General features: G+C 69.9%; 25 protein-coding genes. 10 read left to right on the top strand and 15 right to left on the bottom strand.

Annotated features, from left to right (window positions below; genetic code table 11):
* Positions 1-72 precede the first annotated feature (72 nt).
* Entirely contained in the window at positions 73-1,539 is a 1,467-nt protein-coding gene (locus tag AAHG03_RS21040) for a hypothetical protein (protein WP_412759778.1), read from the top strand.
* 284 nt (positions 1,540-1,823) lie between these two features.
* Here AAHG03_RS21040 and AAHG03_RS21035 read toward each other — a convergent pair whose 3' ends face one another.
* The 5 genes from AAHG03_RS21035 to AAHG03_RS21015 form a co-directional block, all read right to left on the bottom strand.
* Positions 1,824-2,720 carry an outer membrane protein gene (locus AAHG03_RS21035; RefSeq protein ID WP_342152946.1) on the bottom strand — a complete coding sequence of 299 codons (897 nt, stop codon included), beginning with the start codon at positions 2,718-2,720 and terminating at the stop codon, positions 1,824-1,826.
* A gap of 158 nt (positions 2,721-2,878) precedes the next feature.
* Entirely contained in the window at positions 2,879-3,799 is a 921-nt protein-coding gene (locus tag AAHG03_RS21030) for a ferritin-like domain-containing protein (RefSeq protein ID WP_342152945.1), read from the bottom strand.
* 270 nt (positions 3,800-4,069) lie between these two features.
* Positions 4,070-5,464, bottom strand: coding sequence for an ATP-binding protein (locus AAHG03_RS21025; RefSeq protein ID WP_342152944.1), 1,395 nt, complete (start codon positions 5,462-5,464; stop codon positions 4,070-4,072).
* A gap of 8 nt (positions 5,465-5,472) precedes the next feature.
* Entirely contained in the window at positions 5,473-6,213 is a 741-nt protein-coding gene (locus AAHG03_RS21020) for a response regulator transcription factor (protein WP_342152943.1), read from the bottom strand.
* Entirely contained in the window at positions 6,213-6,752 is a 540-nt protein-coding gene (locus AAHG03_RS21015; RefSeq protein WP_342152942.1) for a MarR family winged helix-turn-helix transcriptional regulator, read from the bottom strand. Before AAHG03_RS21015 ends, AAHG03_RS21020 begins: the two co-directional genes overlap by 1 nt.
* Before the next feature lie 209 nt (positions 6,753-6,961).
* Between AAHG03_RS21015 and AAHG03_RS21010 the strand changes: the two genes are divergently transcribed.
* The 3 genes from AAHG03_RS21010 to AAHG03_RS21000 all read left to right on the top strand — a co-directional run bounded on the left by AAHG03_RS21010 (position 6,962) and on the right by AAHG03_RS21000 (position 9,368).
* Positions 6,962-7,849 (top strand): branched-chain amino acid aminotransferase, encoded by an 888-nt coding sequence (locus AAHG03_RS21010; protein ID WP_342152940.1) that lies wholly within the window; start codon positions 6,962-6,964, stop codon positions 7,847-7,849.
* A 119-nt stretch (positions 7,850-7,968) separates the two neighbouring features.
* Positions 7,969-8,214, top strand: coding sequence for a DUF3072 domain-containing protein (locus AAHG03_RS21005; protein ID WP_342152939.1), 246 nt, complete (start codon positions 7,969-7,971; stop codon positions 8,212-8,214).
* A gap of 446 nt (positions 8,215-8,660) precedes the next feature.
* Complete coding sequence (locus AAHG03_RS21000; protein ID WP_342152938.1) at positions 8,661-9,368, top strand: sigma-70 family RNA polymerase sigma factor; 708 nt, start codon at positions 8,661-8,663, stop codon at positions 9,366-9,368.
* 192 nt (positions 9,369-9,560) lie between these two features.
* Here the strand turns inward: AAHG03_RS21000 and gyrB are convergent, their stop codons facing one another.
* From gyrB to AAHG03_RS20955, 9 genes are all read right to left on the bottom strand, one after another.
* The gene (gene gyrB, locus AAHG03_RS20995) at positions 9,561-12,008 is read right to left on the bottom strand and encodes a DNA topoisomerase (ATP-hydrolyzing) subunit B (protein ID WP_342152937.1); all 2,448 of its coding nucleotides are present in this window, start codon (positions 12,006-12,008) and stop codon (positions 9,561-9,563) included.
* Positions 12,009-12,237: 229 nt separating this feature from the next.
* On the bottom strand, positions 12,238-12,882 hold the full coding sequence (locus AAHG03_RS20990) for an MBL fold metallo-hydrolase (RefSeq protein ID WP_342152935.1): 645 nt from the start codon (positions 12,880-12,882) through the stop codon (positions 12,238-12,240).
* A gap of 70 nt (positions 12,883-12,952) precedes the next feature.
* Positions 12,953-13,357 (bottom strand): acyl-CoA thioester hydrolase YciA, encoded by a 405-nt coding sequence (gene yciA, locus AAHG03_RS20985; RefSeq protein WP_342152934.1) that lies wholly within the window; start codon positions 13,355-13,357, stop codon positions 12,953-12,955.
* Positions 13,358-13,432: 75 nt separating this feature from the next.
* On the bottom strand, positions 13,433-13,576 hold the full coding sequence (locus AAHG03_RS20980; RefSeq protein ID WP_342152932.1) for a hypothetical protein: 144 nt from the start codon (positions 13,574-13,576) through the stop codon (positions 13,433-13,435).
* A 194-nt stretch (positions 13,577-13,770) separates the two neighbouring features.
* Complete coding sequence (locus AAHG03_RS20975; RefSeq protein ID WP_342152931.1) at positions 13,771-14,058, bottom strand: hypothetical protein; 288 nt, start codon at positions 14,056-14,058, stop codon at positions 13,771-13,773.
* Between the two features lie 116 nt (positions 14,059-14,174).
* A complete protein-coding gene (locus tag AAHG03_RS20970; RefSeq protein WP_342152930.1) occupies positions 14,175-14,360 on the bottom strand; it encodes a YegP family protein in 186 nt (61 codons plus the stop codon).
* 61 nt (positions 14,361-14,421) lie between these two features.
* A complete protein-coding gene (locus AAHG03_RS20965; protein ID WP_342152929.1) occupies positions 14,422-15,939 on the bottom strand; it encodes a DEAD/DEAH box helicase in 1,518 nt (505 codons plus the stop codon).
* 311 nt (positions 15,940-16,250) lie between these two features.
* On the bottom strand, positions 16,251-16,985 hold the full coding sequence (locus AAHG03_RS20960; RefSeq protein ID WP_342152928.1) for an IS5 family transposase: 735 nt from the start codon (positions 16,983-16,985) through the stop codon (positions 16,251-16,253).
* Positions 16,986-17,242: 257 nt separating this feature from the next.
* Complete coding sequence (locus AAHG03_RS20955) at positions 17,243-17,479, bottom strand: hypothetical protein (RefSeq protein WP_342152927.1); 237 nt, start codon at positions 17,477-17,479, stop codon at positions 17,243-17,245.
* A 219-nt stretch (positions 17,480-17,698) separates the two neighbouring features.
* Between AAHG03_RS20955 and sseA the strand changes: the two genes are divergently transcribed.
* The 3 genes from sseA (at position 17,699) to purH (ending at position 22,425) form a co-directional block, all read left to right on the top strand.
* Positions 17,699-18,550, top strand: coding sequence for a 3-mercaptopyruvate sulfurtransferase (sseA, locus tag AAHG03_RS20950; protein WP_342152926.1), 852 nt, complete (start codon positions 17,699-17,701; stop codon positions 18,548-18,550).
* A 304-nt stretch (positions 18,551-18,854) separates the two neighbouring features.
* Positions 18,855-20,564: a heparinase II/III family protein gene (locus tag AAHG03_RS20945; RefSeq protein WP_342152925.1), complete on the top strand. Its 1,710-nt coding sequence runs from the start codon at positions 18,855-18,857 to the stop codon at positions 20,562-20,564.
* 262 nt (positions 20,565-20,826) lie between these two features.
* Positions 20,827-22,425, top strand: a complete 1,599-nt coding sequence (gene purH / locus AAHG03_RS20940) for a bifunctional phosphoribosylaminoimidazolecarboxamide formyltransferase/IMP cyclohydrolase (RefSeq protein ID WP_342152924.1) — start codon at positions 20,827-20,829, stop codon at positions 22,423-22,425.
* A gap of 175 nt (positions 22,426-22,600) precedes the next feature.
* On the opposite strand, the gene AAHG03_RS20935 is transcribed toward purH, so the two are convergent.
* Positions 22,601-23,029: a group I truncated hemoglobin gene (locus AAHG03_RS20935; protein WP_342152923.1), complete on the bottom strand. Its 429-nt coding sequence runs from the start codon at positions 23,027-23,029 to the stop codon at positions 22,601-22,603.
* Positions 23,030-23,320: 291 nt separating this feature from the next.
* Between AAHG03_RS20935 and AAHG03_RS20930 the strand changes: the two genes are divergently transcribed.
* The 3 genes from AAHG03_RS20930 to AAHG03_RS20920 all read left to right on the top strand — a co-directional run bounded on the left by AAHG03_RS20930 (position 23,321) and on the right by AAHG03_RS20920 (position 24,670).
* Entirely contained in the window at positions 23,321-23,512 is a 192-nt protein-coding gene (locus AAHG03_RS20930) for a hypothetical protein (RefSeq protein WP_342152921.1), read from the top strand.
* Between the two features lie 256 nt (positions 23,513-23,768).
* Positions 23,769-24,182 (top strand): DUF1236 domain-containing protein, encoded by a 414-nt coding sequence (locus AAHG03_RS20925; RefSeq protein WP_342152920.1) that lies wholly within the window; start codon positions 23,769-23,771, stop codon positions 24,180-24,182.
* 209 nt (positions 24,183-24,391) lie between these two features.
* Complete coding sequence (locus AAHG03_RS20920; protein ID WP_342152918.1) at positions 24,392-24,670, top strand: hypothetical protein; 279 nt, start codon at positions 24,392-24,394, stop codon at positions 24,668-24,670.
* Positions 24,671-24,895: the final 225 nt, after the last annotated feature.

Here is a 24,895-nt window from a genome sequence, read left to right as displayed (position 1 = left end):
CCCCTCTCTCCCCTCCGCACGCGCGGCCCGTCGGCTTCCGTCTGGCGAGGCGCTGCCGTGCTCGCCGTGGCGATGCTGTCCGCGCCCGCCGGGGCGGCGCCGAAGGGGGCCGCCTCCTGCTACACCACCGGCGGCGGCGCGCTGGAGATCTGCCGCTCCGACGACGAGGCCGAGGGCGTCTATGCGCTGCCGCCGGCCTGCCGCTTCGTCCACGACGTGCAGATCCTGCGCCTGAAGGATTCCGGCCCGCCGGGGCCGTTGCAGGTGATCTATCGCGGCGAGCCGCCCCGCAAGGAGAGCCGCCGCGGTGACGATTCCTGCCCCGCCGACCTCCAGGCCGACGATCCGGCGGCCGGCGGCTCGGTGCGGATCGGCCGTCAGGTCGAGGCGCTCGCCACCGTCCTGCCGCAGGCCGATCCCCGCTTCGTCGGCGCCGCCGAGAGCAGTTTGCCCGCTCAGGCGCGCCAAAAACCGCGCCGCAACAGCCGCGAGAGCCGGCGCGCTCGCCGGGAGGCCCGACGCGAGGCGCGCGAGGCCCGCGATCAGAACAAGATGACGTTCAAGCCGCGGCCCGCTGTGAACGAGGGCGACGCCTCGGGCAGCGCCATGATGGTGGCCGGGCGCGACTGGGCGGGCGATCCCTATTACGCGATCCTCACCACGGCGACCGAGCCGGTCGAGGGCGGCCACCGCCGCGTCCTCGTCCAGGCCCGCACCTACGATTTCCAGGGGCTCGACCTGCGCACCGAGGCCGAGCCCGGCACCGCCTGGATGCCGTTCGGCGGTCCACCGCAGGCGGAGGAGGGGCGGGGACGCCGCCGCGCCGCCCGCCGCAGCGAGGCGAGCCCCAAGCCCGCGCCCGTCCTCGACGAGACCGGCAAGGCGATCACCGGCAATTGCGCCGCGCCGGGCTTCGAGGCCCGCGGCCTGTCGGGCTCGATCAGCATGGTCGATCGCACCTACCACTACTTCTACACCGACGTGCTCCCCGCCGATTGCGGCGCTCCGGTCGAGAAGCGACGCATGGGGCTCTACCTGCGCACCAGCCGCGATCCGCTGGCCGAGCGCACGTGGACCGCGCCGGTCACCCTGCTCGAAGGGCTGCCCGCCGACACCCTGGTGCGGGTCGCCAAGGCCCGCGGCATGGACCGCTGGGCGGTCGCCTATTCCTGCTCGCGGCCGGTGACGGTCTCGGGCGGGCCGATCGCCGATATCTGCCTGCACTACACCGCCGACCTCTCGCCCGGCAGCATCAGCGCGCTGACGCTGTTCGCCGATCCGGTCGCGGCGGGCCATTCCACGGCGTATCTGGGCCTGCGCTCCGGCGGCGACGCGCTCGGCCGCGTCACCCGCGACGGCTTCGGCTGGATGACCGACCGCTACGGCAACCTCGAGACCCCCGACATCTACCCGGACAAGGGCGGCTTCCTCACTTGGCTCGACCGCCGCGCGCCCCGCGCCGACGGCGGCGACGCCTCCTCGCTCTACGGCCGCCCGGTGTTCTGGGCGACGTGGAGCGTGCGGGCCAAGGCGCCGTAGGCTCACCCCACCCATCCCCTCATCCTGAGGTGCCGAAGCGAAGCGTCGGCCTCGAAGGAGGGCTCCAGGGATCGCTGCGCGTACTGGAGCCGTCCTTCGAGGCTGCTTCGCAGCACCTCAGGATGAGGGGAGTGGTGGGAAAAGCCGGTCAAAAAGGCTCTGGTTCGCCTTTTTCCCTCTGGGAGGGGACGGCTTCACCCCGGCCGAGCCTCATCGAACGAACCCCGCAAAAAAAGGCGCCCGGCGGTGAAGCCGGGCGCCCTTATGCCGTCGTGCGTTTCGGCTCAGTACGAGCCGAACTTGTAATTGATGCCGGCGCGGATGAGGTCGCCCTCGGTGCGCACCCGCGTCTGAGTCGCGGCGATCGGCGTGCCGGTGGCCGGGACGAGGTCGTAGGAGCCGATCACGTTGCGGCTGCCGAGATCGAAGTGCAGGTACTCGATCTTGAACGTCACCGCGCTGGAGCGGAAGAAGTTGAGGAAGTTGTCGGTCGGGAGCGCCGCCTCGATGCCGCCGCCATAGGCGTAGCCGGTCAGGAACTTGTCGTAGCCGCCGGTGATGCTGGCCGTCGGGAAGGTGGTGAAACCGCCGATGGTGTTGCCGATGTCGAGCGCCGAGGCATAGGTCGCCTGCCCGTAGGCGAAGCCGCCGGTGCCGTAGATCAGGAACTTGTCGAAGGCGTAGCCGATCCGGCCGCGCACCGTGCCGAGGAAGGACAGCTCGCTGCGGGTCGAGCGCGCCAGTTCGATGTCGTTGACGCCGGGGAAGTCCGGGAAGCCGACGATGGTCGCCGTCGTCGCGCTGCGGCGGCGCAGGTCGGTATAGGCGGCGTCCGCCTCGACGCCGACGACGATGCCCGAGCCCGGTGTGAACTGATAATTGTAGCCGATCTGGCCGCCGCCGGTGAAACCGCCGGAGTTGCCGCGGCGGGTGCCGTCACCGAGCGCCGCGAGGTAATCGCCGACCGGGATCGGATCGGTGATCAGGCCCGTCACCGCTTCGCGGCGGCGGTCGCTCCAGACGTAGCCGGCGTTGAAGCCGGCGTAGAAGCCGGTCCAGGTGAAGACGGGAACGGGGGTGAAGACGGGCGGCGGCGCGGCGCGGCGCGGCAGGTCGGCGGCCTGCGCCGTACCGAGCGCCAGCAGGGACGCGCCCCCCGCGAGCAGAAACTTCTTGAGCATGAGCGAGACCCAACCTTTGTTCGAGGGCACGTTCCGGGCGAGGCGGCGGGGCCGCCCCGGATCGATGACGTGAGCCGTCGGCCCGATCGCATCGGGCCGGCGGCTCCAGATCGTTGCGCTCGGCTCCGACGGGGCGGTTTTTCCCGTCGGACAGCGCCTTAGCGGATCGTGCCGTTGAGGCCGGACGGGAAGAAGCCGCCGGGCCGCTTCGACGTGTTGAGGTAGACGATGTTGAGCACCTGGGTCGTTGTGCGGGCGTAGGCCTGGCCGTTGGCCGGGTTCGTCAGCGAGATGTTGGCGATCGAGGCGGTGCCGATGCCCTGGTCGAGGTCGGTCGAGCCGTCGAGCGAGTCGCGGGCGTCCGAGATGCGCAGCGCCGGGGTGTAGAGGCCGCGGCTGTAGAGCACCGTGCGGATCGTGCCGGCGTGGTAGGCCTCCGCCGAGAGGATGCCGCCGGCGGCCGCCAGGATCGTCTTGTTGGTCACGAGCGGGGCCGCGCCGAGATAGGCCGACACGCCGACATCCTCGAAGATGTAGGCGGCGAGCAGGAAGTTGGTCTCGTCGGCGAAGGCGTCGAAGGTCTGGCCGGACGTGATCAGGCCCGCGGCCTGGGCGGCGGCGGTGAACGAGGTGGTCAGGTTGATCGCCGGACGGGCGACGCGGGCCGAGCCCAGCGCGCTGCGCAGGAACTGGACGTGGATGCGCTCCTCGCTGGCGATCTCGACGGCGTAGTTACGGATCGCCGTCGTGGCGAAGTTCACCTGACGGCCGCCGGTGACGGCGCCGAGCGTGCCGGTGCCGGTGACTTCCGAATCGGTCAGGCCGCGGCCGGTGGCGGCGCGCAGGTAGAACTCGGCCTCGAGATATTCGAGGTTGAGGGCGAAGTTCAGGATGTCGGTGTCGGTGACGGTCTGCGCCGCCGCCGGGGTGAAGCCGGCCGAGCCGACCAGCGCCGAGCCGGCCATGCCGAGGCCGACGCTCTGGATGAAGGCACGACGCCCGGCGGCGAGATCGACGCCGGCCGGCGCAGCAGAGGCGGAATCGGCCTTGCCGCCCGCACGAAGGAACTTGAGGACCACGGTGACGCTCCCGCCCATTGTTTGGCTTGCGGTTGCATCTTGAACAGCCGCGCTTTCCTCGCAAGACAAATGGCGCGCAAATAGAGGTGTGCGCAACCAATCTCGGTGCTTGTGGCAAAACAAGCACAGGCAGGGATGGAAATCGCCGAATCTACGCTGAAAAGGGGAGGCTGATTTCTCTGTCGGCGAAAGGTTTCATGATCTGAATACACGTTTTCGTGAACGCTGCGGGTGATTCCGAGTCGGGCTGCGCGAACGCCGTCGCGACGGTCAGGCCGGGATGCGGACCTGCGCTCGCAGGCCCCCGAGGGGGGCATCGTGCAGGGTCACCTCGCCGCCATGCGCCCGGGCGATGTCGCGGGCGATGGCTAGCCCCAGCCCCGAACCGCCGGCATCCTGGCGGGCGTCGTCGAGGCGCACGAACGGCTTGAACACCTCCTCGCGGCTCTCGACCGGGATGCCCGGCCCGTCGTCGTCGATGGCCACCAGAAAGGAGCGGTGCTCGCGTTTGCCCGAGATCGCCACCGTCTCGCCGTAGCGGGCGGCGTTGGCCGCGAGGTTGAACAGGCAGCGGCGCATGGCGTCGGCGCGCAACGTCACGACCGGGCTGCCGTCGAGGTCCACCGCCTCGACATGGGCGCCGAGCCGCTCCACGTCGCTGCGCAGATCCTCCAGCATCACCCGCATGTCGGTCGGCGCCGCGGTCTCGGCGAGGTCGCCGCGGGCGAAGGCGAGGTAGCCCTCCAGCATCCGGCTCATCTCGTCCACGTCCCGGCGCAGGTCCTCCACTTCCGGGGTCTGCTCCACGAGTTCGAGCGAGAGCTTGAAGCGGGTGATGATGGTGCGCAGGTCGTGGCTGACGCCGTTGAGCATCGTCGTGCGCTGCTCCATCGCCCGCTCGATGCGCCGCTTCATCTCGATGAAGGCGTGGCCGGCCTGCCGCACCTCGCGGGCGCCGCGGGGCTTGAACTCGATCTCGCGGCCCTTGCCGAAGCCCTCCGCCACCGCCGAGAGCCGCAGGATCGGCTTGATCTGGTTGCGCAGGAACAGGATCGCCACGCCGAGCAGCACCAGCGACGAGCCGGTCATCCAGAGCAGGAAGATGTGAGAGTTCGAGGCGTAGGCCTGGCTGCGCCGTGCCATGATCCGCATCACCCCATCGGGGATCGCGACGCGGATCTCGATCAGGTTCGAGCGCCCGACCGTGTCGATCCAGTAGGGCCGCCGGATCTGGCGTTTGATCTCGTCGGACAGCGCCTCGTCGAGGATCGAGAAGAACGGGCGCGGCCCCGGCGTCGGGAGCTTGGCCCCTTTCAGGATGTCGAGGTCGAGGTTGAGCCGCTCGCCCGCGATCCGGGTGATGGTCTCGGCGTTCCGGTCCTGCGGGTAGGTCTCGTAGATGTCGATGAGGGCGGCGATGTCGGCGGTGACGGCGGACGAGAGGCGGCGCGTCACGAGCTGCCAGTGCCGCTCCATGAAGGTGTAGGCGATCACCGACTGGAGCAGGACGACGGGGGCGATGATGATGATGAGCGAGCGGGCGTAGAGACCTTTCGGCAGCACGTCGCCGATGCGGCGGGCCAGCCGCCGCCACGCCCGGCGCACCGGGCCGAAGGCGCCGGCCCGCCGGGCGGGGGCCGTTGTGGTGTCGGCGGAGCCCGCCATGGATTGTCTCAATCGATGACGAGGCGGTAGCCGACGCCGCGCACCGTCTGGAGGAAGCTCGGATTGGCCGGGTCCGGCTCGATCTTGCGGCGCAGGCGATTGATCTGCACGTCCAGCGTCCGCTCGGCGGCGAAGCCCCCGTTGCCGGCCAGCGTCTCGCGATCGACGTTGCCGCCGCGCGCCTGGGACAGGATCGCCAGGATCTCGCGCTCGCGCTCGGCGATCTTCACGGTCTCGCCGTCGCGCTTCAGCTCGCCCCGCTCCGCCCGGAAAGTGAAGGGGCCGAAGCTCACCGCGCCTTCCGCCGCCGCGCGCGGCTCCGGCGCGGCCGCATGGCGGCGGATGATGTTGTTGAGCCGCAGGATCAGCTCGCGCGGCTCGAAGGGTTTGGGCAGGTAGTCGTCGGCGCCGATCTCCAGGCCCGTGACCCGGTCGTTGGGGTTGGAGCGGGCCGTCAGCATCAGGATCGGCACAAGCGAGGTCTCGCGCACCGACCGGGCGTAGTCGAAGCCGCTCTCGCCGGGCATCATCACGTCGAGGACCAGCGCATCGAACACGAAGGCCTGGGAGCGCGTGCGCGCCTCCGCCGCGCTCGCGGCGGCGGTGACGCGGAACCCCTGCTCCGAGAGGAAGCGCGCGAGCAGTTCGCGCAGGCGCCGGTCGTCGTCGACGATGAGGATGTGGGGGGCGTGGTCGGGCAGCTCGGCCCGCGGCTTCGGGGCCGCTCCCGGTGCGGGCGTCGCCGACATCAGGCGCGCGCCCCGGCGCGGCGGGCCATCAGCCGGCGCACGGCGGCGCGATCGCCGGGCTCGATCATCGCCAGCAGGAAGCCCTGCGCCGAGGCGATGCGGGCATCGCGATCATTCCGGCCCGCCTCGTCGGCCGGCTCCTCGATGGCGCGGGCGACGCGGCGCACCTGCACGCGGGTGAGGTCGGCGGTGAGGCTGCGCCCGGTCGGGGTGCAGAACAGCAGGCGCTGGCGCCGGTCGCTGGTGCCGGTGCGCTGCTCGACATAGCCCTGGTCGATCAAGTCCTTGAGCACGCGGTTCAGGCTCTGCTTGGTGATGCGCAGGATATCGAGGAGTTCGGCGATGGTGAGGCCGGGATAGCGATCGACGAAGTGCAAAACCCTGTGATGGGCCCGGCCGAAGCCGTACTGCGCCAGAATCCGGTCGGGATCGCCGACGAAGTCGCGATAGGCGAAGAACAGCAGCTCGATCAGGTCGTCGCTGTCGCGGACGGGTCCGGCCTCGGGTTCGGACCGGACCGGTTCGGCCGCTCTCGTCATCACGCGGGTCACGTCGTCGGAGCCTTCCGTCGAAACCGCAGGGCCGGGCGTCCGGCCGGATACGTCAGTGTTGTTGACATATCTCAGCCCCGTTGCTACCCGTCAACCCGCCCGGCTGCCTCCTCCCCGCTCGTTGCGAGCGGTCGCGCGCCGGCCTTCAGCCTTGATCCATGCGACCCCGCGCGGCCGCGCAGAGGAAGTTTTGAGCGATGTCCGTCATCCCGTTCGACGAGCGCGAGGGCACGATCTGGTTCGACGGCGCCATGGTGCCGTGGCGCGATGCGAAGATCCACGTGCTGAGCCACGGCCTTCACTACGGATCGGCGGTGTTCGAGGGCGAGCGGGCCTATGGCGGGGCGATCTTCAAGAGCCGCGAGCATTCCGAGCGTCTGCGCCGCTCCGCGCAGCTCCTCGACTTCGAGATTCCCTACTCGGTCGATGAGATCGAGGCGGCCAAAGCCCACGTGCTCGCCACCTCCGGCCTGCAGGACGCCTATCTCCGCCCCGTCGCGTGGCGCGGCTCGGAGATGATGGGCGTGGCGGCGCAGAAGAACACCATCCATCTCGCCATCGCGGCCTGGGAATGGCCGAGCTACTTCGATCCGGCGACCAAGATGAAGGGCATCCGCCTCGATCTCGCCGACTACCGCCGGCCCGACCCGCGCACCGCCCCCTCGACCTCGAAGGCGGCGGGTCTCTACATGATCTGCACGATCTCGAAGCACCGGGCCGAGAACAAGGGCTACGCCGACGCGCTGATGCTCGACTGGGAGGACAACGTCGCCGAATGCACCGGCGCCAACGTGTTCTTCGTGGCTGACGGGGTGATCCACACGCCCCAGGCCGACCGCTTCCTCAACGGCATCACCCGTCAGACGGTGATCGAACTGGCCAAGCGCCGCGGCGTCCGCGTGATCGAGCGCCGCATCCGTCCCGAGGAGATGGCCGGCTTCTCCGAGTGCTTCATCACCGGCTCGGCGGCGGAGGTGACCCCGGTCTCCGAGATCGGCCCCTACCGCTTCACCCCGGCCGAGCTGACCAAGACGCTGATGGACGACTACACCGCCGAGGTTCAGCCCCGCGCCGCGGCCGCCTGATTTTTTTTTGGGTCTCTGTGGAGGGCGCGATCACGGCGCCCTCCCGCCGGAACCCTCGCTTCGCCCTCGCGTTTCATGAAGGACTGTCAAGAACAATCCATGAACGCGCAAGGTGCCGCATGACTGCCAAGACCAAGGACAAGCCGGCCGAGAACCCGAAGGTCGATCCGACCGACGAGTCGAACCGGATCAAGGACCCGAACGAGTGGACCACCGGCGGCGAACCGATGACCGGCGCCCAGGCCTCCTATCTCAAGACCCTGTCCGAGCAGGCGAAATCGCCCGAAGCCTTCGACCCGGACCTCGACAAGGCCGAAGCCTCGAAGCGCATCGACGCTCTGCGGCAGGAGACCGGCAAGGCGTAAAGCCCGCAGACGCGTTTCCTATTCAAGGCGCCGTTGAACCGGCGCCTCCCACCCACCCCCCTCATCCTGAGGTGCCGCGCAGCGGCCTCGAAGGAGGGCTCCAGCTCGCTCAGCGATCCCTGGAGCCCTCCTTCGAGGGCGCCGCTTCGCGTCGCCACCTCAGGATGAGGGGGTTTGTTTGGACGAAAGAGTCCGTTGGAGAGGCGCTCAGCCCTCGGCCGTCCCGGACAGCGCACGGCCCCCAGCCCCGCTGACGCGCCCCACCCCAGAACCCATCCGGCAGTTCTCGCAGCAGCGGCGGCAGAATCCGCGGCTGCCTTTCCTAAGCCGTGCCGCCATGTGTCTCCGGCGTTACAATTTCGTTTAGCACCAGTTCATTTTTCGATTGGTATCGAACCTAGAATTCTTCCAAGAAGCTGAGCCATATAGTCGAGGCCACTGCCAGGATGACCGACGAACCGACGCACGCCGACCGCGAAGATCTGTCCGAGACGGATCGACAGGACGCCACGAAGGCCGTTCCGGGCCATCTGGCGCTGGCGCTGCGCGACTATTTCGACGTGGCCGCGCAGGCGCCGCTCCCCGACCGGCTCGGCGAGCTTCTGGCCCGGTTCGAGACGGCGCTCGCTACCCTCGGCGGGCGGGTGGAGACGGTGTTTCGCGACGACCTCGTGAAGGCGCTGCCGATGCTGCGCACCTTCGCGATCTCGCTCACCGCCAACCCGAGCCGCGCCGACGACCTCGTGCAGGAGACGATGGTGAAAGCCTGGGCCAACCGCGAGCGGTTCACCCCCGGCACCAACTTCACCGCGTGGCTGTTCACGATCCTGCGCAACCAGTTCTACACCGAGATCCGCAAGGGCCGCCGCGAGGTCGAGGACGCCGACGGCGTCCATGCCGGCACGCTCACGACCCAGGCCGACCAAGAGCACGCCGCGGGCCTGCGCATGGTGATGAACCTCATCGGCACGCTGCCCCTGCCGCAGCGCCAAGCGCTGCTGCTCGTCGGCGCCGAAGGCTTCACCTACGAAGAAGCCGCCGAGCGGCTGGGCTGTCAGGTCGGTACGGTGAAGAGCCGGGTCAGCCGGGCGCGGGCGTTTCTTTCGGAGTCGTTCGAGGGGCTGCCGAACGGGCTCGCGGCGGCGCCGGCCTGAGGCTTCCGCCCCACGCCGTCATTGCGAGGCGGAGCCGAAGCAATCCAGAGCGCGAGTGCGCAGAACGAGGCGTGACGGCTTCGGCCGTTCCGTCATCGGCGTCGCGCCAATTCCGAAAAATGCGGAGCCCTGGATCGCTTCGGCTCCGCCTCGCGATGAGTGCGCAGGTGTCGCGCGCCGCCACGTTCCCGATCACACGTCGAGGTTGGCCACGCTCAGCGCGTTTTCCTGGATGAACTCGCGCCGCGGCTCGACCACGTCGCCCATCAGCTTGACGAACAGGTCGTCGGCGTCGGTCGTGTCCTTGACCTTCACCTGCAGCAGCGAGCGCACCTCGCGGTCGAGCGTCGTCTCCCAGAGCTGCTGCGCGGTCATCTCGCCGAGGCCCTTGTAGCGCTGGAGCTGGAGCCCCTTGCGGCCGAAGGCCATCACCGCCTCGAACAGGCCGACGGGGCCGTGCAGCACCGTCTCGTCTCCCTTGCGGGCGAGCGTCACCGGCTCGGAGTAGATCTCGCGAAGCGCCTCCGCCCGCTCGGCGAAGCGGCGCGCCTCCTGCGAGGCGATCAGCGTGGCGTCGAGGGTCGCCACCTGCTTCACGCTGCGCAGCGTCCGGCTGAAGAGGTAGCCGCCCTCCGACGCCTCTCCGGTCCAGCCCTTCTCGATCTCATCGGCGATGGCGTCGAGGCGCTTGGCGGTCCGGTCGGCCAAGACCTCGGCCTCGCCCGGATTCTCCGCCGCCTCGCGGTCGAAGGCGCCAGCCAGCACCGCCTGCTCGATGACGGCGCGGTCGTAGCGGGTGTGGAGCCCGTGCAGGATGCCGCGGAAGGCGCGGGCCTCCTCGACCAGGGTCTTGAGCTGGGCGCCGCCGAACTCGGTGCCGGAGGCGAGCCGCAGCACCGCGCCCTCGACGCCCTGATCCATCAGGTAGTCTTCGAGCGCCCGCTCGTCCTTGAGGTAGAGGACCTTACGGCTGCGCTCGGCTTTGTAGAGCGGCGGCTGGGCGATGTAGAGGTGCCCGCGCTCGATCAGCTCCGGCATCTGGCGGAAGAAGAACGTCAAGAGCAGGGTGCGGATGTGCGAGCCGTCCACGTCCGCATCGGTCATGATGATGATGCGGTGGTAGCGCAGCTTGTCCGGGTTGAAGCCCTCGCGGTCGGTCGATGAGCGGCCGATTCCGGCGCCGAGCGCGGTGATCAGCGTGCCGATCTCGGCCGACGACAGCATCCGGTCGGCGCGCACCCGCTCGACGTTGAGGATCTTTCCGCGCAACGGCAGCACCGCCTGGAAGGTGCGGTCGCGGCCCTGCTTGGCCGAGCCGCCGGCGGAATCGCCCTCGACCAGCAGCAATTCGCACTTCGACGGGTCGCGCTCCTGGCAATCGGCGAGCTTGCCGGGCAGCGAGGCGATGTCGAGCGCGCCTTTTCGGGTGATGGTCTCGCGCGCCTTGCGGGCGGCCTCGCGGGCGGCGGCGGCCAGCACCACCTTGCCCATCACCGATTTGGCCTGGGCCGGGTTCTCTTCGAGCCAGGTCGAGAGCCCCTCGTTCAGGATGTTCTCGACGGCAGGCCGCACCTCGGAGGAGACGAGCTTGTCCTTGGTCTGTGAGGAGAATTTCGGGTCCGGCACCTGCACGGAGATCACCGCGGTCAGCCCCTCGCGGCAATCGTCGCCGGTGAGCGAGACCTTCTCGCGCTTGGCGATGCCCGACGATTCGGCGTAGCCGGTGATCTGGCGCGTGAGCGCGGCGCGGAACCCCGCCATGTGGGTGCCGCCGTCGCGCTGCGGGATGTTGTTGGTGAAGGGCAGCACCGTCTCGTTGAACGAGTCGTTCCACCAGAACGCCACCTCGACGCGGATGCCGTCGCGCTCGCCGAGCACGGTGACGGGCTTCGTCATGCCCTCGACGGGTTTGCGCGAGCGGTCGAGGTAGCGCACGAATTCCTCGACGCCGCCCTCGTAGCAGAGTTCTTCCCGCTTGTGCTCGGCGTGCCGCGCGTCGGTCAGCACGATGCGCACGCCCGAATTCAGGAAGGCGAGTTCGCGCAGGCGCTTTTCCAGCGTCGGATAGTCGAACTCGACCATTGTGAAGGTCTCAGGGGAAGGCGTGAACGTCACCTCGGTGCCGCGCCGGTCGCCCGCGGGGCCGACCACCTCGAGAGGGGCCACCGCGTCGCCGTGGCGGAACTCCATCCGGTGCTCCTTGCCGGCCCGCCAGATGCGCAGCTTCAGGCTCACCGACAGCGCGTTGACGACCGAGACGCCGACGCCGTGCAGGCCGCCCGAGACCTTGTACGAGTTTTGGTCGAACTTACCGCCCGCGTGCAGCTGGGTCATGATGACCTCGGCCGCCGAGACGCCCTCTTCCTTGTGGATGTCGGTGGGGATGCCGCGCCCGTTGTCCGAGACCGTGACCGAGCCGTCGGCGTTGAGCGTGACGGTGACGAGGTCCGCGTGGCCCGCGAGCGCCTCGTCGATGGCGTTGTCCACCACCTCGTAGATCATGTGGTGGAGGCCGGAGCCGTCGTCGGTGTCGCCGATATACATGCCAGGCCGCTTGCGGACGGCGTCCAGGCCCTTGAGCACGCGGATCGATTCCGCGCCGTAGCTGTCGGCGTGATCGGTATTCGGGGAGTCAGCCATCAAATTCCTCGGGCAGGCGGCTCGCGAGCCTGTTCTTGAACCCGGCCGGGCCGGGCGTGCCTGCTATTTCCGCACCCAGTTCATATAGGCGTTCCCCCCTGATTTCGCATCGCTTTTCGCGACGGATCGGCGGCGTTGCACCCGGTTTTCTGCCCTCTTTCCGTTAAGCCTCCGTTAGGCGCGCCGACGCTCTTCGGCGATTGCCGTCAGGCGCGCCCGGAATAGTTGCTCACCCCTGCAGAAACGGGTTCGCCTGCCGCTCCTGGCCGAGCGTGCCCGTCGGCCCGTGGCCGGGGATGAAGGCGACGTCGTCGCCGAGCGGCAGCACCTTGTCCTTGATGCCGCGGATCAGTTGCTCGTGGTTGCCGCCGGGCAGGTCGGTGCGGCCGATCGAGCCCTGGAACACCACGTCGCCGACGAGCGCGAAGCGGGCGTCGCGGCTCACGAACACGACGCTGCCGGGCGAGTGGCCGGGCACGAACAGGATGTCGAAGGTGAGCCCGCCGACGGTGACGCTGTCGCCCTCGTTGAGCCAGCGGTCGGGGGTGACGGCGCGGGCGCCGTCGATGCCGTAATTGGCGCCCGTCTCCGGCAGGGAATCGAGCAGGAACCGGTCCGCCTCGTGCGGGCCTTCGACCGGCACGCCGAGCCGCTCCTTGAGCTCCGCGGCCCCGCCGGCATGATCGATATGCCCGTGCGTCAGCAGTATCTTTTCCACCGTCACGCCCTGCGCGCGGATCGCGGACTCGATCCGGTCGAGATCGCCGCCGGGATCGACCACGGCACCGACCTTGGTCGCGTCGTCCCAGACCAGCGTGCAGTTCTGCTGGAACGGGGTGACCGGGATGATCGCGGCGCGGGGCGTGGCGGGCATGCGGATTCTTGCGTTTCCAGAAGTCGGGCGTCCGTTCTAGACCGCCGCGCGCCCAGCACCAAACGCCGGCTCAGCCCTCCGGCGGGATCGGGCGCGGCCGGCCCTCGTCGTCGATGGCGACGAACGTGAAGGTCGCCTCGGTCACCTTCTCGCGGAACTGCGTCTGGAAGCGGCGCGCCCAGGCTTCCATGTGAATCTTCATCGAGGTGCGGCCGACCCGATCGACGCGGGTGTAGACGCACAGCACGTCGCCGACCCGCACCGGCCGGATGAAGGTCATGGCCTCGACCGCGACGGTGACGACGCGCCCCTGCGCTCGCTCGACCCCGGCGATGCCGCCGGCCTGATCCATCTGCGACAGCACCCAGCCGCCGAAGATGTCCCCGTTGGCGTTGGTGTCGGCGGGCATGGCGATGGTGCGCACCGTCAGGTCGCCGCTGGGCATCTCCTCGGCGGTCTCGCTCGCTGGCGTCATCGATCCCTCCCCCGGCGAGTCGTGGCTCGCGGCCTCAGCCAAGCACGAGCCCGGCGGCCGCGCCAGAGGCAGCGGTCAGGGCATGAAGCCCGCGAGCTTGAGGCCGGCGGCCAAAAAAATCGCGGCGGCGCACATGGCGACCTCAAGGGGGATGTCCTGCCAGGACAGGGCGCGCGCTTGCGCCTTCGCGCGCGGCTTGCGCGTCACGAGATCGATCATCGGGCCTTCCTCCGGAGCGGCCCGACTGTCGCGGCCCGTCTCGCTTCAGGCACGATCCTACATCGAACCGGGTGCCCGCCGATAGGCCTGCCCGCGCGAACGGCACGATGATGCCGAAAAACCGTCACCCTGCCCAAAAAAAGAACCCGGAGCCGCGAGGCTCCGGGTTCCGGACGGCGCGAGGCCGAAACGACTTAGTAGTAGAAGCGGCGCGGGCGGTAGAACCGGCGCGGGCCGTAGAACGGACGGGCGTAGTACGGGCGGCGGTAGAACGGGCGCGGGCGGTAGAAGCGGCGGCCGTAATAGGGGCGCGGGCCCCAGCCGCGGCGGCGGTAGTAGTACTGCGCCTTCTCGACCGTGGCGGGCGCGGTCTCGGCGAGGAGGGCGGCCGAGGGGCCGACCGGGGCGGCGGAAGCGCCCTGAGGGGCGGCGACGGCGAGGCCGAGCGCCATCAGCGCGGCGAGCAACAATGTCCTGATCAAGTCGACGTTCCCTCTACGGCAGGCGCGAGCGTGCGCAACCCTTGCGATGCCCGTGCGGGCTGGAACGCCGGAGAAGGCCGGACGGTTTCGTCGTCTGCGTAGTTTCCGCCGAACGATCAGGCGATCTTCGTCGTCATGTCGACGGTGGAGGCCTCTCCGCTGCTTTTCACCAGGGTGATGGCGTGCTCGCAATCCTCGCGCCGCACGTAGCCCTCGCCGGAATCGGCGATGACGTTGCCGTTCTGCACCCGCAGGCGCCAGCGCCACTCGCCGGCGGCATCCCGGTAGAGTTCGAACCGCATCGGGGGTCTCCAAAAGCATCGGGCCGGAGCGATGCCCCGGCCCGAAGGAAGTTAGGAAGGTTCAGGAGCGCGGCGAGCGGTCGAGCCAGCCGATGGCCCGTCCGCCCTCGCCGCCGGGGCGGGCCGGACGCTGCGCCCGGTTGCCCGGACGGCCGTCGGGGCGGCGCTGGCCGTTGGCCTCGGCCGGACGCTCGGAGCGCGGCTGCTGCGGACGGCCTTGACCGTTGCCGCGGCTCGGCTGACCGCCGCGGCCGTCCTGGCGGGGCTCGGCGCGCTGGTCGCGGCCCGGCTGACCGCCGGGGCGACCGCCGCCGCGGGCCTCTTGGCCGCGACCGCCGCCGGGGCGACCGTGGCCCTGGCGCTGGCCGGGACGTCCCTGCGGCTGGCGCGGCGGGCGACGCTCCTCGTCGGCCGCGGTCTCGGCGGCCTCCTGGCGCGACGGCGGCACGAAGCCCTCGGGGAAGCCGACCACCGGCACCTTCTGGCGGGTGATCCGCTCGATGTCGCGGAGATAGGCCCGCTCCTCGTCGTTGCAGAACGAGATCGCCAGACCCTCGGCCCCGGCGCGCGCGGTGCGGCCGATGCGGTGGACGTAGCTCTCCGGCACGTTCGGCAGGTCGTAGTTGACCACGTGGGTCACGCCCTCGACGTCGATGCCCCGCGCCGCGATGTCGGTCGCCACCAGCACCCGGCACGAGCCGTCGCGGAAGGCGGCGAGCGCCCGCTCGCGCTGCGGCTGGCTCTTGTTGCCGTGGATCGCCGCGCCCGCGATCCCGACCTTGTCGAGGCCGCGCACGACGCGGTCGGCGCCGTGCTTGGTGCGGGTGAAGACGAGCACGCGCTCGATCTTGGGGTCGCGCAGCACGTGGCCGAGCAGCGCCTGCTTGGCGCCGGTGTGGCAGAAGATGACCTGCTGCTCGACGCGCTCGGCCGTCGTCGCCACCGGGGTGACGGCGACCTGCACCGGGTTCGACAGGTACTGGTCGGCGAGGCCCGCGATGTTCTTCGGCATGGTGGCCGAGAAGAACAGGCTCTGGCGCTCGCGCGGGAGCATCTTCACGATGCGCTTCAACGCATGGATGAAGCCGAGGTCGAGCATCTGGTCGGCCTCGTCGAGGACGAGGATCTCGACGCCTTCCAGGGTCAGCGCGCGGCGATCCACGAGGTCGATCAGCCGGCCCGGCGTGGCGACGAGGATGTCGACGCCCGGCGCCACCGCCCGCTCCTGGCGGCCGATGTTCACGCCGCCGAACACGACGGTGTTGGTGTAGGGCAGGTGCCGGCCGTAATCCGAGAACGACTCGGCGATCTGGCTGGCGAGCTCGCGCGTCGGCGACAGCACCAGCACGCGGCAGCCGCGGCGCGGGGCGCGGTTGGTGCTGCGCGACAGGCGGTGCAGGATCGGCAGGGCGAAAGCGGCGGTCTTGCCGGTGCCGGTCTGGGCGATGCCGCACAGGTCGCGGCCTTCCATGGCCGGCGGGATCGCCTGCGCCTGGATCGGCGTCGGCGCCGTGTAGCCGGCCTCCGCGAGCGCCCGGAGCACGGGCGGGGCGAGACCGAAATCGGTGAACTGGGTCAAGTCGGTACTTCTCAAGGCAGCGGAACCCGAAAAGGCCCGGCGCAAGGCGCACGGACGTGGGGGCGGGTCCGATGGTGCGGGGGATTGCCCGCGTGATGGGGCGCTCCGGGGTGCATGCACGTTGAAGAGAGGGGCCGGGGCGCACCGTCACGCGGCGCGAACCGTCACGCAGCCCCCTCAAGCGGCACGAGCCGCTGACGCTGCAGGAGCGATATGCGTTGCTGCGGGTGCGAAGTCAATGAGGACTCACTTCCGGCCTCAAGCGCCGGCGGTCGCGTCCGCGACCTTAGAGCCTGTTTGAGATCGAAATGTTATGCAGGATTGTTGAGGGCGTTGGCGGCCATGAGGCAGGCGACACAGGCGAGGCGGCCGGCCCGCTCGCGCAGCAGGCCGCCCCAATGGCTCAGCCAGCCGAAGGTTCGCTCCACGACCCAGCGGCGCTTCAGCACGACAAAGCCCTTCTGCTCGGGATCCTTCTTGACGACCTCGCAGCGCATGCCGTGGACATTGCACCACTCCTCGCAGCGCTTGGCCCGGAAGACGCCGTCGAGAACGGCTAGGCGTAGGCTCGGCCAGAGCGGCTTGCCCTCGTCCAGCGTCGGCAGCGTGTCGCAGTCCTGCACGTCGGCCGGCACAACGGCCAGCGCCAGGATGTGCCCCTCGGCATCGACCATCATGACGCGTTTTCGGCCAACGACCTTCTTGGCGCCGTCATAGCCGCGAGGGCCTCGCACACTGATGCACTTGACGCTCTGAGTGTCGATGATCGCCAGGCTCGGCGTCGAACGCCGCCCCCAGCGGCGGCGCTGACGGCGCGCCAGCGCGCGCATCAGGGTCTCGAACAGGCCCTTCTCCACCCAGCGCCGGAACCAGCCGTAGACCGTGCGCCAAGCCAGGAAGCCGCCCGGCAACGCTCGCCATCCGCCGCCCGTGCGCAGATGCCAAGCAATGGCCGCCATCACCGCTCGCGCCGGCTTGGCGTCCGATCGGGTCGGCGGGTCCATCCGCTCGAGGAAGCGGGCCACCTCGTCCAGGCCCGCCTGCATCACTACATCCTTCAGGCGTGTCTCATGACGCGTCCGATGCCGGTCCGTCCACATCTGCTCTCTCCTCCGTCCTGCCAGACGGATCGTGTGTTGGTGACACGAGACAGATGGGGATGGCCGGCGGAGGATCTCAAACAGGCTCTTAGGCTGCTCGCTCCGCTAGATGCCTCGGCTGAAAGCCGAGGCCGCTGCGCGGGGCGCTCTTCGCGCCCGGCCATACGGCACAATCGCTCGTTCCGAGCGCTTGTCATTTCGAGCTAACCTTCATCGAAACGGCTCATCCGGAACACCTCCGTACCCGCCCCGTCGACGACCCGCACCGCCTCGGCCGGCGTGCCGGAGCGCTGCGGCACCCGGGCGCGCGCGAACAGGCGGCGGGCGCGCTCGGCGGCGGCTTCGGGGGTGTCGGTGCGGACCGTCATGCGCTGCTGCACGCCGCCCGGCGCGTCGGCCTCGTCGGGGCCGAGCACTTCGATGTGATAGGTCTCTCGCACGCGCTTCTCGTCGGTCCTTGAGGGTTGCCGCACTGACACGGCGCCGTGACGCGGAGGGAAACGGCGCCCCGGCCTTGCCGAACGCGCGCCGATGCCGGATGTGGGGATCGTGCGTGCCTCTTAAAGCGCCCGCCCCGCCGCCGCATCCCCGGTATCGCGGGCGTCGGCCGAGGCACCTCCAAGGGGACGCTCACGCGTTCACGCGAAGCGAGGACCATCATGGCGGATAAGCCCTTCGTCACGCCGGACTGGCTGCACCAGCGCCTGAGCGCGCCCGACATCGTCGTGCTCGACGCCTCGTGGTACCTGCCGGCGCAGGGGCGCGACGCCGAGGCCGAGTACCGCGCCGCCCACATTCCGGGCGCGATCCGCTTCGATCTCGACGCGATGAGCGACACCGATTCGCCCCTGCCGCACATGCTGCCGCGGCCGGAGGTTTTTTCCTCGCGGATGCGGGGGCTCGGCGTCGGGGACGGCGCCCAGGTCGTGGTCTATGACGGGATGGGCCTGTTCTCGGCCCCGCGGGTGCGCTGGATGCTGCGCACCTACGGCATGCGCGACGTGGTGCTGCTGGAGGGCGGCCTGCCCGCCTGGGTCGCGGCGGGCTACCCGACCGAGGAGGGCGAGGGCCGCCCGCGCGACCGGCGCCACTTCACCGCCCGGCTCGACGGCGGCGCGGTCGCCGACGCGAACGACGTCGCCCGCGCGCTGGCCAACGGCTCGGCGCAGCTGGTCGATGCCCGCTCCGGCCCGCGCTTCCGCGGCGAGGAGGCCGAGCCGCGCCCCGGCGTGCGCCCCGGCCACATGCCCGGCGCCAAGAACCTCCACTACGCCGCGCTCCAGGCCAACGGGCGCCTGCGCGACGAGGCCTCGCTGCGCGCCGCCATGGCCGAGGCCGGGGTCGATCTCGACCGACCGGTCATCACCACCTGCGGCTCGGGCGTCACCGCGGCGATCGTCTCGCTGGCGCTGGAAACGCTGGGCCGCCCGCCGCGGGCCCTCTACGACGGCTCGTGGTCGGAATGGGGCTCGGACCCGGCGCGGCCGGTGGAGACCGGGCCGGCGCGATAGTTTTCCTCGACGCGCTCTCCTCCCCACGAATCTCGGGCTTGCCCGAAATTCGCACTCCGCTTGCCCAGATCGAGCAAGCCCGATCTGGGTGGGGAGGAGTTGGAGGTGGGGGTGGTTCAGGATGGATTGCCGAGCCTCATCCGGCACCCCCCCCACCCCTGACCCCTCCCCGCAAGGGGGAGGGGAAGAGCCGCGCGCCCGGCGCGACATAGCCTTAACGACCGGTTAAGAGGCTCGTCCTAAGCTCGGCCGTGAGCCGAGACGTGCGATGGTTAGCCCGCGGCGGCGCTAGGGAGGGGACGGCTTGGCCAGACGGCCCCATCGCTGGCAGCTCTATCGCTTGGTCGGCCAGGAGATCCGGCGCGGCGCCCGCAACCGCTTCGGGCGGCTGGCGAAGCGGCCCGAGATCCTCACTCGCGCCCGCGTGACCGGCCTCGTCATCGCCCCGCACGATCTGCGCACCAGCGACGCCTCGCTCGCCGACGACATCTATGCCGGGCTGTTCGTCTTCGCCGGCCGCTCGCTGGTGGTGAGCGGGCGTTCGCCCTTCGATTACGATCCGCCGTCCCCGGAATGGGCCGATGCGCTCTACGGCTTCGGCTGGCTGCGCCACCTGCGCGCCGCCGACACCGCGCTCGCCCGCGCCAACGCCCGCGCCTTCGTCTCGGACTTCATGAGCGGCCGGGGCGACGCCGCCCGCGCCCGCCCGGTGCCGGTGGCCACGCGGCGGATGATCTCGTTCCTGTGCCAGTCGCCGCTGGTGCTGGAGGGCGCCGACCACGCCTTCTACCAAGCCTTCCTCAAGAGCATCGGGCGCGGGGCGCGCGAACTCGAAATCTCGCTGCGCCGCTCGGCCCCGCCGCAATCGCGCCTGCTGGCCGCGGTGGCGCTGACCTATGCGGGTCTCTGCTGCGAGGGCATTGAGGCGATCCTGCGCCGGGCCACCCGCATCCTCGTGCGCGAACTCGACCGGCAGATTCTCCCGGACGGCGGCCATCGCTCCCGCGATCCGCGCTTCGCCATGGAGCTGCTGCTCGACCTGCTGCCCCTGCGCCAGAGCTTCCTCAGCCGCAGCGTCGATCCGCCGGAGGCGCTGCTGCGCGCCGTGGACCGGATGCTGCCGGCGCTGCGCCTTCTGCGCCACGGCGACGCCTCGCTCAGCCACTTCAACGGCATGGGCGTCACCGCCGCCGATCATCTCGCGACGCTCTTGGTCTACGACGGCGCCGGCACCGAGCCGCTGATGTACGCGCCCCATTCCGGCTACGCCCGGCTGGAGACCGGCCGCATCGTCGTGGTCTGCGATGTCGGCGCGCCCCCGCCGCTGTCGCAGGCGCGCAATGCCGGGGCGGGCTGTCTCTCGTTCGAGCTGTCGAGCGGGGCGCAGCGCATCGTCGTCAATTGCGGCATGCCGGCGAGCGGCGACGAACTGCGCCGCATGGCCCGCAGCACCGCCGCCCACTCGACCGCGACGGTCGCCGACACCTCCTCCTGCCGCTTCCTCGGCGAGACCGCGGGCCCCTGGGGTGCCCGGCTCGCCACTGCGTGGCTGTTGAAGCGGCGCGGCCCCGTGGTGCTGAGCGGCCCCGGCCCCGTCACGGTCGAGCGCCGCACCGAGCCCGGCGCCTCGGTGCTGGCGGCCCGGCACGACGGCTATCTCGCCGATTTCGGCGTGATCCACGAGCGGCGCTGGACCCTCACCTCCGCCCCCGAAGCCCTGGAAGGCGAGGACGCCTTCCTGCGAGAGGGCCGCCACGGGGGTCGCCCCCGCGAGGTCGCCGTGCGCTTTCATCTCCACACCTCGGTGGCCGCCAGGGCCGAGCCGGAGGGCGGGATCACCCTCGCGCTGCCGACCGGCGAGACGTGGCTGTTCACGGCGGACGGCGCGCGGCTGGCCATCGAGGAGAGCGTCTACTTCGCGGGCGTGGTGGGCGCGCGGCGCACGGCGCAGATCGTGCTGCATCTGATGGTGGCGGACGAGGCGCGGGTGCGCTGGCGAATCGAGCGGGTCTGAGCCGTCCTCGCCGTCATTCCGGGGCGCCGCGGGCGAACCCGGAATCCACGACTGGCCGCGATGCCTCGTGTAACGGCGCATCACGGGTGGATTCCGGGTTCCGCTGCGCGGCCCCGGAATGACGGTGGAGGATGTGCAGGAAGCGTACAGCCCCGCACCAAACCCGTTCAAAACCCGCCGCTTCCCGCACCGCAACTGGCCGCCCGGCCCGCATCCGTGCTACCGCGCCCCAAAATTCCTCTGAGCGACACGGACGACCGACATGCCGCGCGACCACATCCGGGTGAACCGCGCCCTCCTCTCCGTTTCGGACAAGGCCGGCCTCATCGAATTCGCCACCGCGTTGTCTGGCCTCGGCGTCGAGCTGGTCTCGACGGGGGGCACCCACCGGACGCTGTCCGAGGCTGGGCTCACCGTCACCGAGGTCTCCGAGCTGACGCGCTTCCCCGAGATGATGGACGGGCGGGTGAAGACCCTGCATCCGGCCGTCCACGGCGGCCTGCTGGCGGTGCGTGACAACCCCGAGCATCAGGCTGCGCTCGCCGCCCACGGCATCGGCGCGATCGACCTGCTCGTCGTCAATCTCTATCCGTTCGAGGAGACGCTGAAGGGCGGTAAGGCCTACGACGACTGCGTCGAGAACATCGATGTCGGCGGCCCGGCGATGATCCGCGCGGCGGCCAAGAACCATGCGGACGTCGGCGTCGTGGTCGATGTCGCCGACTATGCGGCACTGCTGGACGAGCTGCGCGCCAACGACGGCGCGCTCACCGCCGCGACCCGGCGGCGGCTGGCCCAGAAGGCGTTTTCGCGCACCGCGAGCTACGACGCCGCCATCGCCAACTGGCTAGCCGGGGTCGAGTCGTCGGACGCCGCCCCCGAGTTCCGCGCGCTCGGCGGGCGCCTCGGCCAGAGCCTGCGCTACGGCGAGAACCCGCACCAGACGGCCTCGTTCTACCGCCTGCCCGGAACGCTCCGCCCCGGCATCGCCACCGCGCGGCAGGTGCAGGGCAAGGAGCTGTCCTACAACAACCTCAACGACACCGACGCCGCCTACGAATGCGTCGCCGAATTCGATCCGGCCCGCTCCGCGGCGGTGGCGATCATCAAGCACGCCAACCCCTGCGGCGTCGCCGAGGGCGACGACCTGCTCTCGGCTTACGAGCGGGCGCTGGCCTGCGATCCGACCTCGGCCTTCGGCGGCATCGTCGCCCTCAACCGCCCCCTCGACGCCGAGGCGGCGAAAAAAATCGTCGAGATCTTCACCGAGGTCATCATCGCCCCCGATGCGTCCGAGGAGGCCATGGCCATCGTCGGCGCCAAGAAGAACCTGCGGCTGCTGCTCGCCGGCGGCCTGCCCGACCCGCGCGAACGCGGCGAGACCCTCCGCACCGTGGCGGGCGGCTTCCTCGTACAGGGCCGCGACGCCCTGACCGTGGACGACATGGACCTGCGCGTCGTCACGAAGCGCCAGCCGACGGACGCCGAACTCGCCGATATGCGCTTCGCCTATCGGGTCGCCAAGCACGTGAAGTCGAACGCCATCGTCTACGCCAAGGGCGGCGCCACCGTCGGCATCGGCGCCGGGCAGATGTCGCGGGTCGACTCTTCGATCACCGCCGCCCGCAAGGCGGCGGAGGCCGCGTCGCGCCTCGGGCTACCGGAGAGCCTCGCCAAGGGCTCGGCGGTCGCCTCCGACGCGTTCTTCCCCTTCGCCGACGGCCTGCTCGCCGCGGCGGAGGCCGGCGCCACCGCGGTGATCCAGCCCGGCGGCTCCATGCGCGACGACGACGTGATCAAGGCCGCCGACGCGGCGGGGCTCGCCATGGTGTTCACCGGCGTGCGCCACTTCCGGCACTGAAGGTTTTCGACGCGCTGCCTCTCCCGACCAATTCCCTCATCCTGAGGTGCCGCGTCAGCGGCCTCGAAGGAGGGCTCCAGGGATCGCGCGACGGGCTGGAGGGCTCCTTCGAGGGCGACGCTTTGCGCCGCCACCTCGGGATGAGGGCTGAGAGTGGGAGGAGCGCCGGAACACCTCAGCCCGCTTCGAGCGGGTGGCCCTTGTGGTGGCTCATGCCCTTGATGACCTCGGCGCGGTAGCTCTCCAGCATGCCCATCAGCTCTTCCAGCTCGCGCTCGGGCACGTTGAACTTGTAGAAGGTCGTCCGGCACTCGGTCATCACGATGTCGAACTCGCGCTCGGTGATGTTGAGATGCGCGTGCGCCTCGCCGAGCGGGCGGCCGTGATAGGTCTTGGGGCCGCCGCTGTACTGCACCACCCAGTTCGTCAGGATGTACTTGAACCCGGCCCGATCCTGCTTGTCGTGGAAGGCCTTGATCGCCGGGTTCGCGTTGAGGGTGGCGTTGTCGTAGAGCCGCTCGGTCAGGTCGTCGGCGGTCGCCGCGATGGCGTTGTAGCCGCCGAGCCGCTCGTAGAGGCTCGGCTGCGCGCTGGTCTCGCTCATGGTTTCCTCCGGTTTCTCGACGGGTGGGGCCTCTGGCGTGCCATCGTCCCGTTGCGACCGCAGGTTAGAATGGTTCCGAGGCGAGAGCCACAGCGCACAAGTCATTCACGCGCAATTGATCCTGCGGTTGTGGTTCGGGTCGATGCCGCGTCCCCGCGGCTTTTGCGGCAGCTCGGCGGAATCCGGCTTGGCGGGAGTTTCCTTGGCCCGAGGCGCGGTGCTAAGACCGCCTCCGCAAATCTGTTGAGATTCGAAGGCCGCGCGCGGCCTCGACAACGCGAGTGACGTGACATGAACCCGCTGGTGCCGCTCTCGATCCTCCTGCTCATCCCGATCACCGCGGTGCTCACCGTGCTGTTCACCGACACCGGCATCGAGCCCCTGCTGTTCAAGCACGCGGTGATCACCTTCGCGATCCTGTTCGTGGTCGGCGGCGGCATGTCGTTCGTCGCGAGCAAGCTCGCCGACCGCTCGAACGCCTGATCCCTTTCGGACTTCGAATACCGCGCCATCGCGAAGCCTCGCGATGGCGTTTTCGCGTCCATGAGCCGGATGTCGGAAACAGCTTTCATCCACGCTCCGCGCCGTGCGTGAAACAACCGTCCCGAATCGGGGCAGACGCGGATAATCTCGGCCTTTCTCATTTTTTCATGCATCCCAATCGCCGCATGCTGCGTTGTTCGGCCATGCTTCGCCGCAGACGACAGGCGGCGGACGTCACGATGACGGAGATGCTCGAATGAAGATCAAGACCCTTCTGGCCGCCTCGGCGATCGCCCTTGCCCTGCCGATGGCTGCCCAGGCGCAGGGCACCCTGCGCGGCGCCGCTCAGGGCGCTCAGGACGGCGCGGATGCGGCCGGCCCGGTCGGCGCGATCGTCGGCGGCGCGGTCGGCGCGGCCACCGGCACCATCGGCGGCATCCTCGGCGTCGATGACCGTCCCCGCTTCCGCTCCTACGTCCGCGAGCGCAACGTCCGCTCCTACGACTACGATGGGCGCATCGCCGTCGGAACCGTGCTGCCGAACTCGGGCGTGACCTATTACGACGTCCCCGGCGAGTACAGCGTCGCCCGCGGCACACGCTACACCGTCGTCAACGACCGCCCGGTGCTGGTCGACGGCCGTCACCGCATCATCGAAGTCATCGACTAATCGACACTTCGAAGCGCGCCGCCCCCGGGCGGCGCCGCTCACCGGCCCCGGCGCACCCGCGCCGGGGCCGTTTTCGTTGGTGGTGATCAATCCTCGGACGCCGCGCTTCATGCCGTCCGAAGAGCAGACGGGAACGAAAACGCACGCAACGCTCTCGCGGCATCCGTCGTTGACTGTTCAGAATCCAGTTAACCCGAACAGGACGGACGATGAGCGGACACGACGACGCGTCCGATCCGGCGCCTCTGCCGGAATCGGTGCGGGACCATCTCGGACACGAATTGCGCACCGTCTATACGGTGAAGGCGCCCGAGCCTCGCTTCCTCGGCGACGAGCCGGAGATCCCGCAAGAATTCGAGCCGCAGATCAAGCGGCTGGAAACCCGCCTCAAGACCCGCGAAGAGGGCACGGAGGCGGTTGGCCAAGCGCTCCACCGCATCCTCGACGCCTTCGGCGTGACGCCGCGGGATGCGGAACGCCGGGATTAAAGGCGCGACGACAGACAAGGTGCCTCTCCTCCCCCTTGCGGGGAGGAGCCGGAGGTGGGGGTGGTTCAGGATGGATTGCCGAGCCTCATCCGGCACCACCCCCACCCCTACCCCTCCCCGCAAGGGCAGGGCTATCGCATATGACTTTTCGGCGCGTCGATCCGCGTTGAAGGCCATGCGTTGACGCCTCCTTATAGACAGGAGGTGATCGATGCTGGAAGTGCA

The organism is Methylorubrum subtropicum (genome assembly GCF_038442325.1).
Classification (GTDB): domain Bacteria; phylum Pseudomonadota; class Alphaproteobacteria; order Rhizobiales; family Beijerinckiaceae; genus Methylobacterium; species Methylobacterium subtropicum.
This window is presented reverse-complemented; position numbering and strand designations above follow the sequence as displayed.

Bases quoted from the DNA above. Each gene is read 5' to 3' on its own strand.
- AAHG03_RS21000 (WP_342152938.1), top strand. From the start codon at position 8,661: ATGACCGACGAACCGACGCACGCCGACCGCGAAGATCTGTCCGAGACG.
- AAHG03_RS20960 (WP_342152928.1), bottom strand. From the start codon at position 16,985: ATGCAGGCGGGCCTGGACGAGGTGGCCCGCTTCCTCGAGCGGATGGAC.
- AAHG03_RS20935 (WP_342152923.1), bottom strand. From the start codon at position 23,029: ATGAGCGAGACCAGCGCGCAGCCGAGCCTCTACGAGCGGCTCGGCGGC.
- gyrB (WP_342152937.1), bottom strand. From the start codon at position 12,008: ATGGCTGACTCCCCGAATACCGATCACGCCGACAGCTACGGCGCGGAA.
- purH (WP_342152924.1), top strand. From the start codon at position 20,827: ATGCCGCGCGACCACATCCGGGTGAACCGCGCCCTCCTCTCCGTTTCG.
- sseA (WP_342152926.1), top strand. From the start codon at position 17,699: ATGGCGGATAAGCCCTTCGTCACGCCGGACTGGCTGCACCAGCGCCTG.
- AAHG03_RS20970 (WP_342152930.1), bottom strand. From the start codon at position 14,360: ATGCGGTTCGAACTCTACCGGGATGCCGCCGGCGAGTGGCGCTGGCGC.
- AAHG03_RS21040 (WP_412759778.1), top strand. From the start codon at position 73: ATGCTGTCCGCGCCCGCCGGGGCGGCGCCGAAGGGGGCCGCCTCCTGC.
- AAHG03_RS21025 (WP_342152944.1), bottom strand. From the start codon at position 5,464: ATGGCGGGCTCCGCCGACACCACAACGGCCCCCGCCCGGCGGGCCGGC.
- AAHG03_RS20980 (WP_342152932.1), bottom strand. From the start codon at position 13,576: ATGATCGATCTCGTGACGCGCAAGCCGCGCGCGAAGGCGCAAGCGCGC.
- AAHG03_RS20990 (WP_342152935.1), bottom strand. From the start codon at position 12,882: ATGCCCGCCACGCCCCGCGCCGCGATCATCCCGGTCACCCCGTTCCAG.
- AAHG03_RS21020 (WP_342152943.1), bottom strand. From the start codon at position 6,213: ATGTCGGCGACGCCCGCACCGGGAGCGGCCCCGAAGCCGCGGGCCGAG.
- AAHG03_RS21010 (WP_342152940.1), top strand. From the start codon at position 6,962: ATGTCCGTCATCCCGTTCGACGAGCGCGAGGGCACGATCTGGTTCGAC.
- AAHG03_RS20925 (WP_342152920.1), top strand. From the start codon at position 23,769: ATGAAGATCAAGACCCTTCTGGCCGCCTCGGCGATCGCCCTTGCCCTG.
- AAHG03_RS20930 (WP_342152921.1), top strand. From the start codon at position 23,321: ATGAACCCGCTGGTGCCGCTCTCGATCCTCCTGCTCATCCCGATCACC.
- AAHG03_RS21005 (WP_342152939.1), top strand. From the start codon at position 7,969: ATGACTGCCAAGACCAAGGACAAGCCGGCCGAGAACCCGAAGGTCGAT.
- yciA (WP_342152934.1), bottom strand. From the start codon at position 13,357: ATGACGCCAGCGAGCGAGACCGCCGAGGAGATGCCCAGCGGCGACCTG.
- AAHG03_RS21035 (WP_342152946.1), bottom strand. From the start codon at position 2,720: ATGCTCAAGAAGTTTCTGCTCGCGGGGGGCGCGTCCCTGCTGGCGCTC.
- AAHG03_RS21015 (WP_342152942.1), bottom strand. From the start codon at position 6,752: ATGACGAGAGCGGCCGAACCGGTCCGGTCCGAACCCGAGGCCGGACCC.
- AAHG03_RS20920 (WP_342152918.1), top strand. From the start codon at position 24,392: ATGAGCGGACACGACGACGCGTCCGATCCGGCGCCTCTGCCGGAATCG.